Origin of the sequence: Paenibacillus sp. Soil787 (assembly GCF_001429545.1) — a bacterium.
Taxonomy (GTDB): Bacteria; Bacillota; Bacilli; order Paenibacillales; family NBRC-103111; genus Paenibacillus_E.
The window spans coordinates 110,222-127,760 of record NZ_LMSP01000023.1; the positions used below are offsets into that span (position 1 = coordinate 110,222).

Annotated in this window: 15 protein-coding genes; 4 read left to right on the top strand and 11 right to left on the bottom strand. The window is 45.4% G+C overall.

What is annotated here, in order from left to right:
• Positions 1–790 precede the first annotated feature (790 nt).
• Genes ASG93_RS20070 through ASG93_RS20090 form a run of 5 tightly spaced genes read right to left on the bottom strand, consistent with a single transcriptional unit; the run spans position 791 to position 5,742 of the window.
• Positions 791–1,600 carry a TatD family hydrolase gene (locus tag ASG93_RS20070; protein ID WP_056834557.1) on the bottom strand — a complete coding sequence of 270 codons (810 nt, stop codon included), beginning with the start codon at positions 1,598–1,600 and terminating at the stop codon, positions 791–793.
• Positions 1,593–2,171: an RNA 2'-phosphotransferase gene (locus ASG93_RS20075; protein WP_056834559.1), complete on the bottom strand. Its 579-nt coding sequence runs from the start codon at positions 2,169–2,171 to the stop codon at positions 1,593–1,595. The genes ASG93_RS20070 and ASG93_RS20075 overlap by 8 nt, the downstream gene beginning before the upstream one ends.
• Positions 2,172–2,221: 50 nt before the next feature.
• Entirely contained in the window at positions 2,222–3,526 is a 1,305-nt protein-coding gene (locus ASG93_RS20080) for an AAA family ATPase (protein WP_235550916.1), read from the bottom strand.
• A complete protein-coding gene (locus ASG93_RS20085; RefSeq protein WP_056834560.1) occupies positions 3,523–4,944 on the bottom strand; it encodes an RtcB family protein in 1,422 nt (473 codons plus the stop codon). Before ASG93_RS20085 ends, ASG93_RS20080 begins: the two co-directional genes overlap by 4 nt.
• Before the next feature lie 15 nt (positions 4,945–4,959).
• Positions 4,960–5,742: a nucleotidyltransferase domain-containing protein gene (locus ASG93_RS20090; protein ID WP_056834562.1), complete on the bottom strand. Its 783-nt coding sequence runs from the start codon at positions 5,740–5,742 to the stop codon at positions 4,960–4,962.
• A 407-nt stretch (positions 5,743–6,149) separates the two neighbouring features.
• Here ASG93_RS20090 and ASG93_RS20095 point away from each other — a divergent pair, with 407 nt between their 5' ends.
• A complete protein-coding gene (locus tag ASG93_RS20095; RefSeq protein ID WP_056834563.1) occupies positions 6,150–6,374 on the top strand; it encodes a hypothetical protein in 225 nt (74 codons plus the stop codon).
• A complete protein-coding gene (locus ASG93_RS20100) occupies positions 6,364–6,762 on the top strand; it encodes a PIN domain-containing protein (RefSeq protein WP_056834565.1) in 399 nt (132 codons plus the stop codon). The genes ASG93_RS20095 and ASG93_RS20100 overlap by 11 nt, the downstream gene beginning before the upstream one ends.
• A gap of 235 nt (positions 6,763–6,997) precedes the next feature.
• On the opposite strand, the gene ASG93_RS20105 is transcribed toward ASG93_RS20100, so the two are convergent.
• Both ASG93_RS20105 and ASG93_RS20110 read right to left on the bottom strand, forming a co-directional pair.
• Positions 6,998–7,456: a DIP1984 family protein gene (locus ASG93_RS20105; RefSeq protein WP_321166695.1), complete on the bottom strand. Its 459-nt coding sequence runs from the start codon at positions 7,454–7,456 to the stop codon at positions 6,998–7,000.
• Positions 7,457–7,477: 21 nt separating this feature from the next.
• The gene (locus ASG93_RS20110; protein WP_056834568.1) at positions 7,478–8,896 is read right to left on the bottom strand and encodes an RtcB family protein; all 1,419 of its coding nucleotides are present in this window, start codon (positions 8,894–8,896) and stop codon (positions 7,478–7,480) included.
• Positions 8,897–9,052: 156 nt separating this feature from the next.
• On the opposite strand from ASG93_RS20110, the gene ASG93_RS20115 reads away from it, so the two are divergent.
• Positions 9,053–10,378, top strand: a complete 1,326-nt coding sequence (locus tag ASG93_RS20115) for a helix-turn-helix transcriptional regulator (protein ID WP_056834570.1) — start codon at positions 9,053–9,055, stop codon at positions 10,376–10,378.
• A complete protein-coding gene (locus ASG93_RS20120) occupies positions 10,353–11,162 on the top strand; it encodes a WYL domain-containing protein (protein WP_056834572.1) in 810 nt (269 codons plus the stop codon). The genes ASG93_RS20115 and ASG93_RS20120 overlap by 26 nt, the downstream gene beginning before the upstream one ends.
• A gap of 95 nt (positions 11,163–11,257) precedes the next feature.
• Here ASG93_RS20120 and ASG93_RS20125 read toward each other — a convergent pair whose 3' ends face one another.
• The 4 genes from ASG93_RS20125 to ASG93_RS20140 all read right to left on the bottom strand — a co-directional run bounded on the left by ASG93_RS20125 (position 11,258) and on the right by ASG93_RS20140 (position 17,508).
• Positions 11,258–12,919, bottom strand: coding sequence for an extracellular solute-binding protein (locus ASG93_RS20125; RefSeq protein WP_056835129.1), 1,662 nt, complete (start codon positions 12,917–12,919; stop codon positions 11,258–11,260).
• Positions 12,920–13,032: 113 nt separating this feature from the next.
• Positions 13,033–13,932 carry a carbohydrate ABC transporter permease gene (locus tag ASG93_RS20130; protein ID WP_056834574.1) on the bottom strand — a complete coding sequence of 300 codons (900 nt, stop codon included), beginning with the start codon at positions 13,930–13,932 and terminating at the stop codon, positions 13,033–13,035.
• 20 nt (positions 13,933–13,952) lie between these two features.
• The gene (locus ASG93_RS20135) at positions 13,953–14,807 is read right to left on the bottom strand and encodes an ABC transporter permease (RefSeq protein ID WP_056835131.1); all 855 of its coding nucleotides are present in this window, start codon (positions 14,805–14,807) and stop codon (positions 13,953–13,955) included.
• 319 nt (positions 14,808–15,126) lie between these two features.
• The gene (locus tag ASG93_RS20140; protein WP_056834576.1) at positions 15,127–17,508 is read right to left on the bottom strand and encodes a glycosyl hydrolase family 95 catalytic domain-containing protein; all 2,382 of its coding nucleotides are present in this window, start codon (positions 17,506–17,508) and stop codon (positions 15,127–15,129) included.
• Positions 17,509–17,539: the final 31 nt, after the last annotated feature.

The following is a 17,539-nucleotide window of genomic DNA, read 5'->3' on the forward strand; positions in this document are numbered from 1 at the left end:
GCGCAAAACCGCGTATTTCACGTTTTCGCGGAACGAGGAGCCTCTATTTCCTGCTTTCGAGGTGTAAAAACCGAAAAATGTCAAAAATAACGCCTCCACGTTCCGCGTACCGGTCCGGCATCGGCATAATCACCGAAATAGCGGCTGCTCGTTCCCTATGGTCCGCAGATTAGCAGCTTATTGTCCGAAATCACTCCACGGAGTTGGATTTGACCGGCTATTTATCCATATTTGAACAGAATACTATTTTACCTGCCCTCGCACCAAACTTTTCACTATACCATCCAATAACAGAGCACGTCACATGGTTTTCGTCGGGTCAAACAATTAATGTTAACCCAAAGGTGAACCTATTCTTGTTATCTACCTTCCATCGACTCAACTTTTATAGGAAAATAACAAACCTAAGGACCAATTAACGCACACAGCTAATGAAACCAACCGGAAATAGACGTTTAACGGACCTGGATGCCGTTAACTGTCTATTTGGAGCGATGATTTCGAGCTTACGGACTTCAGCGCCGTTATTCGGTTTCAATCTATCTTATTTTCATCATTTGAAGTAGATTAAGGGCTGTCGAGTCCATTAGATTTTCAAATTCAATCTTTTTCGGGGATTAACGCCGCTCCAGTCCTTTAGCCGGAAAAGATGAATCTGAAGTAGATTTCGCACCCATTTCCTTTCTCAACAGCTGCATGTTGATTGGTCAGTCGTAGAAAAAAAGAGGAAACCCCCGTGACTATTTGTACCACCTATACGTCTAGGAGGTTGAAGCCAGAGTGGAAATCCTCACATATTGAACGCATTCAATCCGAAAAAATCCTTTGCTGCCCGCGTCGTTGATTCGGCAACTTCCTCAACAGTTTTACCTAGGCACGCAGCAACCGTCGCAGCGATGTGCGGTAGAAAAGCCGGCTCATTCCGACCATCCTGCGGCTTTACGGGTAAATCCCGCGGTGTAAGAAATGGAGCATCGGTTTCTAGCAGCAGACGATCTAGCGGTATACGCTTTACTAACTCACGCAGATGCTTCCCCCTGCGTTCATCACAAATCCAGCCTGTGATCCCGATATAAAATCCTAGCTGCAGATAGACCTGAAGCTCCTGCAGTGACCCTGTAAAACAATGAACCACAGCATTCTTCTTCATTGAGCCAATATAAGGCTTCATTAAACGAACGAAATCGTAATGAGCCTCACGTTCATGTAGGAAAAGCGGCATTTCCAGCTCGCAAGCAAGCTGAATTTGTTCCTCAAACCATTTGCGCTGCACGTCGCGTGGGGAAAAATCTCGGTTATAATCCAATCCGCATTCGCCAATAGCCACAACTTGAGGCAGCTTCGCTAGTTGACGCAGCTTATCAATGGTATGCGCCGTGCAATTGCGTGTATCGTGCGGATGAATCCCAGCCGTTGCAAATAATTTCCCCGGAAATTTATCGGCATAACGCGCTGCTTCCTCGCTGTTTCTCACGTTTGTGCCGGTCAAAAGAAGTGGGGACACTCCCGCGGCTAAAGCTTTTGCAACCACCTCATCGCGGTCCTGATCAAAAGAACGATGCATCAAATTAACTCCAATATCGATGAGTTGATCATCCATTTAACTGTCCCTCCTTTTCGGCCTCATAAACGCGGCAGAACTCAGCAGGAACTTCGTCTGCAAGCCATACTTCATTACCAGCGTAATAGAAGACTACTCCAGCCTGGGAAGCTTTCTCTGTATCAATGGCTAAAATGATTAATTCCCCCCTTCGTTTACCAGCAAGCGTTGCAAAATGAAGTCCTTCGGACAAATGGACATATTGACGCTTCATGGGACGCAACCCCTGTTTTAAAATTACAGGGGCAGCCAGTACATTCGTGCCATGGTAGAGCACATTAGGAGGTGTTGCAGCCGGATAGCTGACTTTATCATGGCTGTGTCCATATCGGGCCCGAATCCGCTCGCCGTTAATTTCAAAGCGCTGCTTTTCACAGCGCGCTGCAACTTCTTCAATATCGCTCACTTTAATCTCTGACCACTTCGTCTGTACACGAAGAACTTCTAGCAGATCAGCAATCGCACATGAACCATCAACAGGATCGAGGCTCAGTCCGAACTCTTCTGGCGAATGCCGGAGTATTTTACTCATAAACTTACTTAATTTTGTTTGTACGTTATCATGTAACATGTCAATTCAATCACGTCCTAAAATCCTTTTTATATTTGTTATCTCATTTCTCAACTAACCAAAAACCCAACCCGCACATCCGAATCCTCTTTCATCCATGACATCGTCTGCCCTTTATGCAGATCCGACTTCATCAATTTCACCAGCTTATCGATATTCACGCTTTGCTCATAATGCCACTGAAGCGCAGCCGATACATACAATTCATTTAACTGGGCAAAAGTAAACCCTTCTGTTTGCTTCGCCGTTACGCGAATCAACTCTTTGCTCAGAAGCTTCCCTATCCCCTTTTGCTCCAAATAGATCTGTCTCAGCTCTAAGTCTGGAAGCTTGATTTCATAAGCACGGTCAAATCTTCCTGCCCTGTTCATAAGTGCCGGATCAATTTGCTCCGGATAATTCGTTGTCCCAATGAGGAAAATGCCTTCTTTGGAAGTCGCACCATCCAAAATGTTTAAAAAGTACGACCTTGCCCGCTGAGGCATAGCGTCGATATCCTCAATTACAAGAATCATTGGCGCCATGTTAGCCGCAGCTTGAAACACCTCTTGAATAGATTCGCTACCGGTGTTCTCCGTTATTTGCCAGTAAGCAACAGGAGCTTTCACACTTCCGGCAATCGATTTAACGAGCGTTGTTTTTCCATTGCCAGGCTTCCCATAGAGCAGAATTCCTCTTTTGTAAGGAAGCTGATACTCTTTGAAAAAAGCACGATCCTCCGTAAAAAACTGATCGATAGAGCGATAAATATCTGTCTTCACTTCGTCTTTCATAATGACCTCCGCACGGTCGACCATGCGAGTAATAGGAGCCAGTTCTTTTTCCATTCCATGAGGTCCATCTGTGAAAACAGTTACTTGTCGCCGATCCAAGTCTCTTCTACGCTGCCGAGCGTGTTCCAGAAAACGCAGCAGACTCGCATCTTCCACAGCAAAAACAAAATCCTCTTCTCCGACGCCATTCATGCGAAAGATAGGTACTCTAGCTAACGCGATTCCCCAGGACGGGTAAACAAAAACGTTATTGCGCAGTGTAGGAAACGTACGATAAGCCAATGCTTCATTTTCCGCATCAATTCCGAATGCACGGGACTCCATATGGTCAAAGATCTTTGTGACGAACTGCACATCACTAGACCCTGTCTTAACATCCTGTTCAAGCAGCTCCCAATACTCTTCTTTCCCATCATCACTCAAATAGGGTTCGAAGTGGTGACCATATTTATCTCCCAGCACATATTGTATGCGTTCTAATACATAGGCATAGTCCCTATACGCAGTAAGCGAACGTTTCTCAGTTATATGCGTAACAGCCGCTGTTTCTTCATTCATTTTTACGCTTTGTAATTGTTTCATTTGGCACCTTTTACTGCCGCCATGGGCTTACATTTAGCTACAACTTCAGCCAATCCCGCTCCGACGACACTTTCGATAATTTGATCTACATCTTTGTAAGCTTGCGGCGATTCATCCAGAATCGACTCTAATGACCTATGATTTACGACAATTTCATCATTCGTTCCCACTCGCATGGAAGAGGCAAATTCATTCAATGTTATCAACCTTTTCGTCGCACTACGCGAGCGAATTCGTCCTGCTCCATGACAGATGGAGTGAAAATTAGCTTTGCCACCCGGAGCTCCTACCATAATGTACGAAGCTGTCCCCATCGAACCCGGAATCAGCGCAGGATGACCTGTGTTTAGATAAGCCTGCGGATTGCCTGGATGGCCTGCCGGAAGCGACCTCGTCGCCCCTTTCCGATGGACAAAATAGGACTGCCCCTCATGCTCTTCCTCCCAAGCATAGTTATGCATAAGATCGTACAAGGTGGTCATTTCAAACTTCGACCCAAACACATTTTTACCAGCCTCACGAATGGCATAGGCAATGAGATGGCGATTTACAACAGCATAATTGAGCGCTGAATACATCAGATTTACATAATTCAGGGCTTCCGGATGATCTAAAGGCGCAAATAACAACTTAGGATCAGCCGTTCCTAATCCGTTCATCCGCATCACTTTCAACATGTCACTGCTGCAATATTGACTCACCGAGCCGCCCCATGCTCGCGAGCCCGAGTGAATCATTACGACCACTTGACCATCAAATAGTCCCCATGCCTCAGCCACCTCACGGTTCTTTTCCGCAATCTCTATCGACTGAATCTCCGCAAAATGGTTACCATTCCCGAGCGTTCCAAGCTGGCGGTGTGACCGATGCCAAACATGGTCCGGAAATCGATTCAATGCATTTTCATCCAACGTAAATTTGCTGCTTTCTACATGTGTAAGCGAAGTCGCCTTCCTTGGCGTGTAGCCATCAGGAATATATTTCTTTGGAAGCCCGTGCAGTCCTTTGGTGACGATGTGTTCCAATCGGATGTCTGAGAAATGCCCACGTGCATGGTCTTCAACTGGTAAGTACTTCTCGATCGTCTTCACCAGCTTGCGGCGCAGCTTCACATCTTTCAGTTCATCCTTGTGCAGATTCGTCGTATGCACTCGCATGCCACAGCCAATATCGCTGCCAACAATAGAAGGTGATACATATCCGTTAAGCGTATTCCATACTGCTGTCGTGCCTATGCAAGTACCAACTCCGACATGTACGTCTGGCGTGTAGCTCATATACACTTGATTTGGAATCTGTAAATTGTTGTTGGCCATTTGAAAAACTTGATATTCTAAAGCTTTAAATAACTCAGGTCCTGCGTATACATGCACAACTCCCGACGGGAGCTGAACCTGCTGAATATAATCTTCTTTCATTCGTTTTGTTCCTCTCTATGAACCCCAAACCTCCCTCAGCGCATCTCGGAATAAAGCATCTAATGCTGCTTCTTGTTTTTCACCAGAGACAGCGATATGTTTGGCAGTTTCTTCAAAATAAGCGATTTGTCGATCTAAATAATCGTTGATTACCGTAATTTTCGGCTCTAAGTCGAATTCGACACCAGCCTTCTTACGCGTCAACAACGTATACACTTCTTGTTTTAGTTTCGATTCCGGCAGCATTTGCTCCACCAGATCCTCAAAATCCATCGGCGGCATGCTGCCGCGCTCTTCAATCCACTGGCAAGCCAGTATTGGGCGTAACACATAAAAATACTTTTTGATTTTCACATACTCACCCTGCAAATATTCCCGAAAATTCCCTTTGGCCATATGCAAATAGTGATACATACTGGACCGCGATGAAAAGGTTAACGGTGACAGCTGGCGGATTTTCTCGGTTACACCGTACTGCTCCAAATACTGAATCGGTGATTGCAGCCATTCGAGCAATGGCGGGTTCGATTTGCGAAATAGGTTCAGCGCCTTCTTCAAATCCCAACCATTAATGTCGAGCTGATCGCTGATCGGACGCTCAATGACATCTCGTTTCTCAAATATGGATAAGTACCAATCCACAGGTCTTACGTAGATAAACCTTACATCATAATCACTGTCTTTCGACGGAAATCCCCACGCTCTACTACCCGATTCGCAGGCATAGAGGATGCGTACGCCTTCCTCTTGTTCAATCCGTTTAAGCTCACTATCTATTTTTCTTATATCAAATGTCATGGGACTCACCCTTTCTTCTTAATTTGAGGTCGCAAAAAAGCCATAGACCAACATCGTCTACGGCTTTATCATGTCAAATTTAAACTAGGCCTACTCAAAGAGTACCTACGTATTCGTCATTAGTCCGGTTGAGACCGATGGTATGAAGTGCTTTTCAATTGTCAGGTTATTCATAGAAATTTGATTGCGAATCATATCGTCGGCCTCCTTTCCATTCATTTACAAACATCATACGAGTCAAACCTAAGAATTGTCAATCCGTTCGCGGCGGAAAGATTAATTATAATGATCGTACCTATTAATAAAATTTATCATTGTCTATTCAGCTATGTATCTGCTTAATTTGTTCAGAAAGCTAAATGCTGTTATGTTATTATTAAAGAAAATCAGAAAGGTGGAACCTTTTTATGGCAAAAAAACTGGATAGTCACACATTAAATCTAATTAAGGAGGCTCTCTCTAAAATGGATGTTAATTATAAAAAAGTAAATATTGACTTGGAGAGCGGAGACATTACTGAAGATCCACACAGCATGAACATACAGGATTTATTAGCATTAGGAAAAGGAATCAGCAAAGAAAGAGCTAAGGAATGGGCAAAGGACGTAGAGGAGGCAAGAAATGACTGGTAAAAATAGAGTCATTCTTGACACCAATATCGCAATCGGACTAATTATTCAAGATCCAGAAATAGCTCAAACGCTTAATTTATTACACAGCAATGGCATCTTATTCTGTATGTCAGTTATTTCAAAATGTGAACTTCTTAGTGGTGCTAGAAATGATAAAGAAATCGAACAGATCATAAACTTAGGCAATGAAAACTTTGTCGAAGTTAATAATGAAATAGCTCAAATTGCTGGAGCAATTCGTCGCGAACAGAAGCAAAAACATGGAAGAGCTTTAAAGACGCCAGATGCATTAATCATAGCAACAGCTAAATATCATGGATTTGCTCTCTATACAAAAGATAAAGGCATGCACTTTATTGAAGAGTATGGTGTGACCCTAATTAAATAATTATTTCCACTATGAAAGTCCCCGTTCCCACCCTCACCACTTCGTCTGAATCAGCACTTGGTTGTAACAATAAACATAACATGTACTTTTGTAACTGTAATGGGCATTAGTTGTTTAAGCAGGACTCGAACCTACAGGATATGGCCCCTCACATCCACCATCAGTTCCAACTTACCCAGTTGGCGGGTTATGCTCACCTTCAGACAAAAGGCTACCAACTTCATAATGAAATAACTTACAACAACTTTGTTTTCCAATTGGCTTCTTGAATGGTCGTGTCTAGCTCGCGAAAAGCTTTCGAGTACTGATCAACCTGCTTTTGCAAATCCATAATAGGGACAGTCGAATAAAACTTCACTTCTGATTTGCTAAACCTGTCTTGCCTAATAGCAGCTGCATTTATAACATCTTGAATGATAGATCTCCGCATGGATAGTGTATCTCTTTGTGCCAAAGCTTCGGCAATTGTAACTCCAGTGCTCAACAAGACTTGAGAATTCGTCCGATTGATGGCTGTCACTAAGGATTCGAATTCATTTAAAGTGTCGTTCAACTCATGAAATAGGTCAGTAGGATTCTCAGGCGGATGCTCGCCTTCTTGGACTTTAGCGCTTCGTGTTAAACGAGTTTTCAATTGTTCCACACGCTTTTGGCAATCAGCTCTATTCATTAAAGCTTCTGCAAGTTTCATCATTATCACCTCATATTTATTTACCTAAACGCCTTTAATCGCAACCATCGGCTTACAAGTCGCCACCACATCCGCTAGTGATGCGCCCACAACACTATCAATAATCTGATCCACATCCTTATAGGCTTGCGGACATTCATCAAGAATCGTTTGCAGGGAACGATGATTTACTAGAATCTCATCATCCGTTCCAACTTTCATCGATTGCGCGAATTGATGGGCGGTGACAAGCTCTTTCGTTGCCTTCCGTGATCTTGCTCTGCCTGCACCGTGACAAATGGAGTAGAAGTTTTTCAACCCTTCCTCTTTCCCAACCATAATGTAGGACGAGGTCCCCATAGAACCGGGGATTAATGCCGGATGACCTGTTTCTTTATAAGCAGCTGTATTCAAGAAATGACCTGGCGGCAGCGCTCTTGTCGCTCCCTTCCGATGAACGAGCATCGGCTGATTGCGGTGAAATTCCTTTAGTGCATAGTTATGCATAAGGTCATAGAGAACAGGCAGTTCTTCATTTTCGCCAAAAACTTCTCTGAAAGCTTCACGCACGCCATATGCAATCATATGTCGATTACTTACTGCAAAGTTGAGAGCGGAATACATCAAATTTAAGTAGGTTTGCCCTTCATGACTGGCAATTGGCGCATATAAGAGATTCCGATCCGGATTTACGACACCCCAGCTGTTCATTACTTCTCTGAAAACCTTGGTAAATTCTTGACCCAACATAGCTCCCCATGCACGTGATCCGGAGTGAATCATGACGACAACCTGCCCGTCGAACAAGCCCCATTTTGCAGCCAAATCCTTATGAGCCTCCGCCACTTCTAGATATTGAATCTCTATAAAATGGTTCCCGCCACCAAGCGTCCCAAGCTGCCCGTGGGCATACTTACGGATTTTTGCAGGTAAATTCTCAAGGTAGGCGTGGTCGAACTTGAACGTAGACTCTTCAACATGTGTAAGCCACTGTTCATTCGGAACGTATTTCTCAGGAAGTCCTTTTAATCCGTTTTGAACGACATTCATGATATCGATATCGGAATAATTCGTATTTGTACGCTCATTGGTTGGAACATATTTCTCAATCGCTTTGATTAGCGCTCTACGAACACCCTTGTCTTGAATATCACGTTTATGCAGAGATGTCGTATGAACACGCATGCCGCAGCCGATATCTACACCAACGATGGAAGGTGAAACGAACCCGTCTTTCATACTCCAAACTGCCGTTGTCCCAATACAAGTGCCAATACCAACATGGGCATCCGGTGTGTAGCTCATATGCACATTACGTGGAATCCGCAGGTTATTATCTGCCATTTCAAATACTTTGTTTTCAAAGGATTGGAACACATCAGTGTTAGCAAAAACATGCAAATTGCCATGCTCTAGTTCCATTTCATAATGATTACTTCCGTGTGCTTTTGTTATCGTATCCATTTGGTTAACCTCCGTTTATCTTCTAAAGCTATCTTCGCTGATTTGCGTTCGAACGAACATGGTGAAAGTATGACGACTGGTGAAAAGTTTTCCATTTTCTACATAACGCTCCCCTGTTACAATAAGTAAAGGTCGAAGGAAGAGCGAGGGATTCAAGTGGCGAAAGAAAGCTTTGATAAAGAAATACAATTTCTACGTATGTTCGTTCTCACAAGCGGGGCATACAGTCGTCAGCAATTTGCAGAGAGGCTGGGTATCTCGGTCCATACCTTTGATAAAACCTTACGCCGGTTAAAAGAAATTGTAGCGACGATGTATCAGCAGGTTCCTGATGAGCAAAGGAAAGAATTCGCCGAGATGCTGCGTTATAGCTATTTCGATTCAACAGATCCTATGCTGCTGTTCTTATTTCGAGCAAAGTCATTGAAGGAATCCGAAAGCCAGCGAATATCTACTCTGCTTACTGCTTTGAATGAGCAGGAACTTACCGCTATTGAGCTGCTGGATGTATGCTGTAAAGATATCCAAACCGACTCCTCACTTCCTGATGAGAAAACGGTTAGAAACGACTTGAAATATCTCGAAGAAGTCGGTGTCATCAAAAAAGTACCGGGACCACGTCCCTACCGATATCGCATACATAATGATTTAATCCATGAACTTAGCCAGGATGAGCTTCTTGATCTCTATGATTTCATTGATGTGATGTCGAATACGCAGGTACCGTCGGTTCAAGGTTATTTACTGCGAGACGGGCTAAAAAAGCATATGAATCGGACTTCATCGGAACCGGCATCCATAGAGCCATTCCTTTATAAATACCATTACCACTCACGTATTTTGGATGAAGCGCATCTATCCATCCTTCTATCAGCCATTCAAAATCGCCGCAAGATCGATTTCTTATACTTTTCGCCCAAAAATGCGCAATCCTATTCATCGAAAAACACAAATCCATTGTTCGAACGTGAAATGGAAGGGAAGCTGCAGAAAACATTACCGCTCAAAATTGTCTACGATCACCAATATGGACGATGGTACCTTCTTGCTTATGATTCCCGGCATGGCATCAAGAAATATCGTATGGAAGGCATGACTCAGATTGAGCATGGTGAGAGTGTCGACTCCATCCTTTTTGATGAGAAGAAAAGTGTATTGGAAGAGAGTATAAAGCATAGTTGGGTTCTTGATACCGGACGTTCGATTACTTTGAAGGTAAGATTTTTTAATCCAGGCGAAACGGGGCCGAATTTCATTAGAGATCGCGTCCTTCTTCAAGGGCAGTGGGGAGAGATTACGGAAGAACAGATAGACTCGTTTATTTTTGAAATTAAAGTCAATGGAACGACGGAAATTAAACCGTGGATTAGAAGCTTCGGATCGAGCTGCGAGGTGCTTGAACCCCTCTATTTTCGGAATGAGATGATATCGGAGTGGAAGGAGCTTGAGGCGTATTATGAACCTGTTCGAGAAAATATTTAACTATCAAATGATTACACGGCTAGAGAATTCGGGCACTTTCATGATCACCTCACAGGAAAGGTCATGGCTGAAGACCATGCTTAATCACCCTTCGGCGTCCTACGCTTTCACTCCAGTGACACTCGAAAAGCTTGAATCTGTGTTAGTTGATGAGAACACCTTCGATTTATCTGATGCCTTTATTGAGAAAGCACGAAGTAAGGAAAAGTTAGTCTATCACCCGATGCTTCGCGCATTACGTCGATTCATTACGAGTCAAGCCGCTATCCAGCTTACTTACAGAGTGAAGGGTGATCGGACTTTTACCAATGAAATGGCTTTTCCCTATAAGCTTGAGTATTCCCTGGTGAAAAAAGAATGGTACTTGCTCTGGTATCACATCAGACATCGAGCAATAATGAGTTCGAAACTTGAAAAAATTGAATCGATCAAAGAGTTGTCCATCTCTCCTGAGCGAGTTGATCAAATTGGTTTAGACATAGAGAAACTGCTGCAGAAACGTCAGATTCATGCGACGATTGAGGTTGTAAAGGAGTTCAATCGGGAGTTATCGCGGATTTTATATGCTTTCTCTTGCTTTGAGAAGCAAGTTGATTACGATGAAATTCAAGAAACGTATACAATCCGATTATCCTTTCTAAACAATGAAGCCGAATATGTCCTTAGCAAACTTCGTTTCTTGGGTAAGCGGGTGCGCGTCTCCCAGGGTGAGCATTTACAAAGGAGAATGCTTGAATCGGCCAGAAAAGCTTTGGCTAGGTATGAGCCAATGAATATTGAATGATCGATAACAACTGCTTGACCTCATACCACTTGGCCTTACATCAAAAATATCCTGTGCGACCACCTGGGCCGCACAGGAACGCTTTGCTTGCACCGTTATTTCTTGAACGATTTATCGTAGGATTGCTGCATAATTTCCAGGTAGCGTTTCAGATTTAATTTATTTAAGCCAGCTACATATGCATCCCAGTCCTTGTTCAAATCTTTTGAACCGGTGACGAATTGAAGCGCGTTCTGATCGATGTAACTCTTGATGTTCGTCTTCAGCATAGCCGCTTCGTCCGCAGCTGAAGGATCGATCCATATGGCCCAGTGTGGAAACACCTCCTTCGGCTGCTTACCGTTATACAGATTTGTTGCTTCCTGTAATCTGCGCTCATAGCCTGAAGTGTCATATAGATCGGTAGCTGCAATCCATCCGTCCCGGAATGCCTTAGGTTGGAAATATTGCGCCATTGCTCCCCAAGACGAGTTATGAGGTGTTTCACCCTTTGGGGTCGGAATTGTAGCCAGAATGGAAGCGGCACTCTTCTCAACAGGAACATCCCCATCCTTAGGCTGTCTCCAGTCTCTTCCCTCTTCCCCGAAGTGTCCGCGGATTTGGCCTTCTTGCGTAAACAAATAATCGACTAATTTAATCGCTGCGATTTGCGCCTCTTTGCTCGCTTTATTCGTCAGGACGAAGGTGGCGCCGGGATCGCTCGGGTAGTTATACGCAGCGTAAGCACCGTTCGGTCCGGTCAACGGCGGGACGGCATCATACGTTTTGGAATTATCCGATCCGCCCGTTACGAAAATATAAGGATGCATAGCGGCGCCCGCGCCCAAAATTTGCGCATCGGCATTATCGCCGATTTTCTTAAAGGCCGCAGCATTTTGCGTAAATGCCCCTTTATCGATGAGGCCCTCGTCATACATAGACTTAACGAACTGCAGGCCTTGCTTCCATTCCGCTTTATTTGCAGCGATATCCGCTTTCCCGTTGTTCAGCAGCAGATACGTTCTATCATCGTCATAGATGAAGCCGTTCATAAAATACGGAATGATATGAACGCCATAATCCTCGATTGAACCACTCAGCGGCACTTCGTCCGCTTTGCCGTTACCGTTCGGATCCTTCGTTTTGAATGCTTGCAGCACTTGTTTATATTCATCCAGCGTTTTCGGCGTCTGCAAGTTTAGCTTCTTCAGCCAACTGGAATTAAGCCACATTTTATTCGGATAGGAACAGTGGTAGCATTCGATCAATTGCGTCAATCCGTAAATTTTACCGTCAGGTGCGGTGTTCATTGCCTTAAAGTATGGGAATTTATCCAAGGCCGCCTTCACGTTTGGCGCATACTTGTTGATCAAATCGTCAAGCGGAATAATAACACCCTGCTGCGAGTAGCGAAGAATATCCGTTTGTGAAAATTTATCAACCCACGGAATCAGCATATAAAGGTCCGGATAGTCTCCGCTGGCAAGAGAAATTTGCCGTTTCTCGGCCGCCCCGTCGAACGGAACTGTCTGCCATTGAAACTTAACGTTGAACTTCTCCTCTGCCAATTTCGAGAAGCTATTTGTCGCCAAATCCGTATTCGTGTCTTGCTGTGCAAAAATTTTGATCGGTACCGGACCGGAGCTGCTCTCCGATGCTTTTGGCGTATTCTTAGCATCCGGCGTACTATTATTGGAAACATTTGGAGTCGAACAAGCCGTGAGAACGAGGCCAAAAGCAAGCAGCATTGTCATTATGAATGAAACTGATTTTTTCAAATGCGCCCTCTCCCTTTCATTTTCAAGTGATAACCCCTGCATGCCATTTGTGATCGTATGCATATCGTTCTTGTTGCCTTGCCCTGCACCACCTCCTCCATGTCGTTCAAAGTCTATCCTTTCACGGAGCCAATCAGCATTCCTTTAACGAAATACCGCTGCACGAACGGATAAATGACCAAAACGGGTAAGCTCGCTACAACGATGAGTGAGTATTTCGTCAAATCGGCAAACTGCTGTCTTCTCAGCTGCTCAGCCGCATCAATGTTGCTCGAAGCCGCCGAATTAAGAATCAGGATGCTTCGTAGGATCAATTGAAGTGGGTAGAGGCTTTGCGATTTTAAATAAATTAATGCATCAAAGTAAGCGTTCCATTGGCCAATCGCATACATCAAGATCAATACTGCGATGATAGGCTTGGAAAGCGGAATCACAACGTTCCACATGAAGCGTAAATCGCTGCACCCATCTATTTCGCTCGCTTCCGCCAGTTCTTCCGGAATCGACGACTGAAAGAATGTCCTAGCAATAATAATTTGCCATACCCAGATTGCCTGAGGGATCAGCAGGGCCCACCTTGTATCGAGCAGTCCGAGCTGCTTAACGACCAAATAAGTAGGGATCAGTCCGCCGGAAAATAGCATCGTAAACGTGATGAAAATCATAAGAGCATTGCGGCCGAAGAACGACTTCCGCGATAACGGATACGCCAAAACAATCGTTAACATGACGCTGATGCATGTGCCCAATAAGGCGTACAACAGCGAGTTACCATAGCCCATCAGCACTTGCGGATTGCTTAAGACGACCCTATATCCGTCAAGTGTCATATCCACCGGCCATAACCAGACTCGTCCCGATGAAACAGCGAGCGGACTGCTTAACGACGAGCTGAGAATAAAGATCAGCGGGTAAAGGACTATGATAAGAACGATAAGCAGAAATACATACACACCCGCGAGAAATAGCCGATCCCCATTCGATTCACGAATGCTGCGCCTATACCCTAACATGTCGACGCCTCCTTTCTCTTTCACCAAAGACTTGTACTGGAAATTCTTTTTGCGAGCGTGTTAACAAGCAGAAGCAGGACCAGGTTGACAACCGAATTGAACAAACCAACGGCAGTAGCGAAGCTGAAATTTGCGTTCAACAAGCCGATCTTATACACGTAAGTGGCGATAATTTCAGACGTTTCCAGGTTAAGCGGATTTTGCAGTAAATAAATTTTCTCGAATCCGACTGACATGATGCTGCCAACACTTAAGATCAAGATGATGACAGCCGCAGGCATAATACCGGGAATATCGATATGGATAATTTTCTGAAATCTTGAAGCCCCGTCGACCTTAGCCGCCTCGTACAGCGACGGGTCTACCCCAGCAAGTGCCGCTAAATAGATGACGGCCGAGTAACCAGCCCCCTGCCATACATCAGACCATACATTGACGCTGCGGAACATGCTTGGAACACCGAGGAAATTGATCGACTCAAGCCCGAAGCTTTGTAAAATAATGTTGATAACCCCCAATCTAGGGGAAAGAAGCAGCATAATCATCGAAACCATGACAACCGTCGAAATGAAGTAAGGAGCATAGGTAACGAGCTGTACCGCTCTTTTAAAAATCCCATTCCGTATTTCATTCAGCGCCAAAGCCAGCAGGATCGGAACGGGAAACCCGACGGCGATCTGATAAAGACTGAGGAATAGCGTGTTCTTTATCAGAACCCAAAATTGCGGATTGCTGAAGAACAAATGGAAATGTTTGAAGCCGGCCCACGGGCTTGCCCAAATCCCTTTGACGACGCTGTAATCTTTGAATGCGATGACAGCGTTCAGCATCGGAATGTATTTGAAAACAATAAAGTAAAGAACGGCTGGTATGATGAGCAAATAAAACTGCCAATGCTTCCGGAAGCTCTTATTTGCCTCCGACCATAATTTAGATTGCTTTTTTATACTCGGAGCGCGTGCATCTCTGACTGTTTCCGTTTTCAGAACAATCCCTCCTGTTTGGTAGCGCTTTCTATATGTCTACAAGACCATATTTGCCCCGTCATCGTAAAGGTACACTTCAAAATGGAGGGTACATCTGACTTTAAGCAGAAGGGTACATTCCTTCTAACGGGTACATTTGCCAATGAAACGTCAAACGACGGATCCAATGGAACCCGCCGTTTACGTAACTATATAGCTTTCGAAATGATTATAAGCTGCGAAGTGTGTACGTCTTACCCGCCTGCGTATCAAAGCAGACGACACCGTCCTTCTCACGCTCGAAGTGAATGCTGCTGCCTTCCGATTCGACTGTTATCAATTGCCCCTTCGTACGAACACGGCAGCTTCCGCCGAATGGGGATTCTATTTCCGCTTCCTGAAGAGCGCCGCCTGCCCATGTCAAACTGACACCCATTGCGCCTCTTACACGAAGTCCCTTCACAGACCCCGTCGGCCATGCGTCTGGCAATGCAGGCAGCAGGCAGATTTCACCGGTATGAGATTGTACCAGCATCTCCGCCACACCGGCGGTAAACCCGAAGTTACCATCGATTTGGAAAGGAGGATGGGCATCGAACAAATTGGCGTAGACGCCACCGCGTTGATAGTTCGTTCCATCCTCCTCCACTAGCTGAAGCAGGTTGGAAATGAGCTGAAACGCTCGATTCCCGTCATTAAAGCGGGCCCATAAACAAATTTTCCAAGCAAGGCTCCACCCTGTGCCGCCATCACCGCGCCGCTCCAAGGAGTTCCTTGCCGCCTTGAATAGCTGCGGCGTATCCTGCTGCGTCAGTTGACGGCCAGGGAATATACCGAATAAGTGCGACACATGACGGTGATGAATATCCTCGTCGTCCCAATCCTCCGACCATTCCTGCAGCCCGCCGTGTTTGCCGATTTGCATCGGCTTTAATTTCTCGCGTGCCGCTGTCAGCTCGGCTCCAAGGGATTCATCCGTCTGCAATACCTCTAAAGCCTCGATACAATTCGTGAACAAGTCCCAGATTAATGACATATCCATCGTAGCTGCTTGGCTGACCGCAGCCTTCTGCCCATCCTGAGTCACGAACTTATGCTCCGGCGAGGTGGAAGGTGATGTGATCAGATGACCGCTTTCGTCGGTATGTAACCAGTCCAGGCAAAAGAGAACCGCTTCTCTCATAACCGGATAAGCCTGCTCGCGAAGAAACTGTTCGTCCTTGGTGAACGAGTAATGTTCCCATAGATGCTGGCAGAGCCATGCGGCCGACATCGGCCAAAGTGCCCACACCGGATCACCTTGACCAAAGTCTCCGACAGGCGCAGACTGGCACCAGATGTCTCCGTTATGATGTGCGGTCCATCCTCTGCAGCCATAATTGATTTCGGCGGTCTTCCTCCCGTTGCAGGCCAGATTCTGAATATATTGGATGAGCGGCTCGTGACACTCGGATAAATGACACGTTTCTGCAAGCCAATAGTTCATCTCCGTGTTAATGTTTAGGGTCCAATTGCTGCTCCATGGCGGCCGTATCTCCCGGTTCCAGATCCCTTGCAGATTGGCAGGCTGCGTCCCAGCACGCGAGCTTGCGATCAGCAAATAACGGCCGTACTGAAACAGCAGCTCAATAAGCCCCGGATCCTTCGCCCCATATTCAGCGATTCTCCGATTGGTTGGCATTTGCTCAGGCACCTCGGAAGGACTTAGCTTAAGCTCCACCCGCTCGAATAGAGACTTATAATCGTCAATATGAGATTGCCGCAATTGTTCGTAAGTCTTCGTCATTGCTTGCTGCAATCGAACCTCGTTCGAAGCAGCTATTTCACTGTTCTCCCTAGCGGGAGGCTTGTCATACCCTTGAAAGCTGGTTGCCGCACTAAAGAGCAGTGTCACGGCCCCAGCACCTTTAATATGAAGCCCGTCCTGATCAATGGAATAAGCCCCGTTCTCAAGATGAACGCCAAGCCGTCCTTCAAACCGCATGGCTTCGGTTGTTTCCGGTTCACCGTACACGACAGGATGATCGGAATGGTAATAATTAGGGTCGACATGCTCGGGACAAATACCCTGCAGAAACAAATGATTTGCGGATGTACTTGTTCGAAATGGATGCGGACTGTCTAGTCTGGCGGTAAAATTCAAAGCTCCCGGTGAGCTTGCTTCTAATCGAACCACGATGACTTGGTCGGGGAAAGAAGCAAACATCTCACGGGTATAAGCTACATCGCCGATCCGATACTCTACCCGGGTAATGGCAGTAGTCAAGTCTAAGCTGCGCTCGTATGCTCTCACTACTCCCCCGTGGCGAAACTTCACTTGTAAATCGCCAAGCGGCATATAGGATTGATTGAAGGGACCCATCATCTCCTTGCTTTTCTTGTCCGCTTCCACATAGTTACCAGTTGAAATGAGCCGGCGTACTTCGGCGAGAACCTCTTTCGCGTTCGGATTGTTCCACTCTTTGGGACCTCGGCCCGACCAAAGCGTGTCTTCATTCAGCTGCAAATGCTCGGATTCCGGTTCGCCGAATACCATTGCTCCCAGACGGCCGTTTCCGATAGGAAGCGCTTCCGTCCACACTTTTGCATAGCTTTGATAACGTAATTTCAAAGTTAACAGCTCCTTTTTGCGAATTAAATTA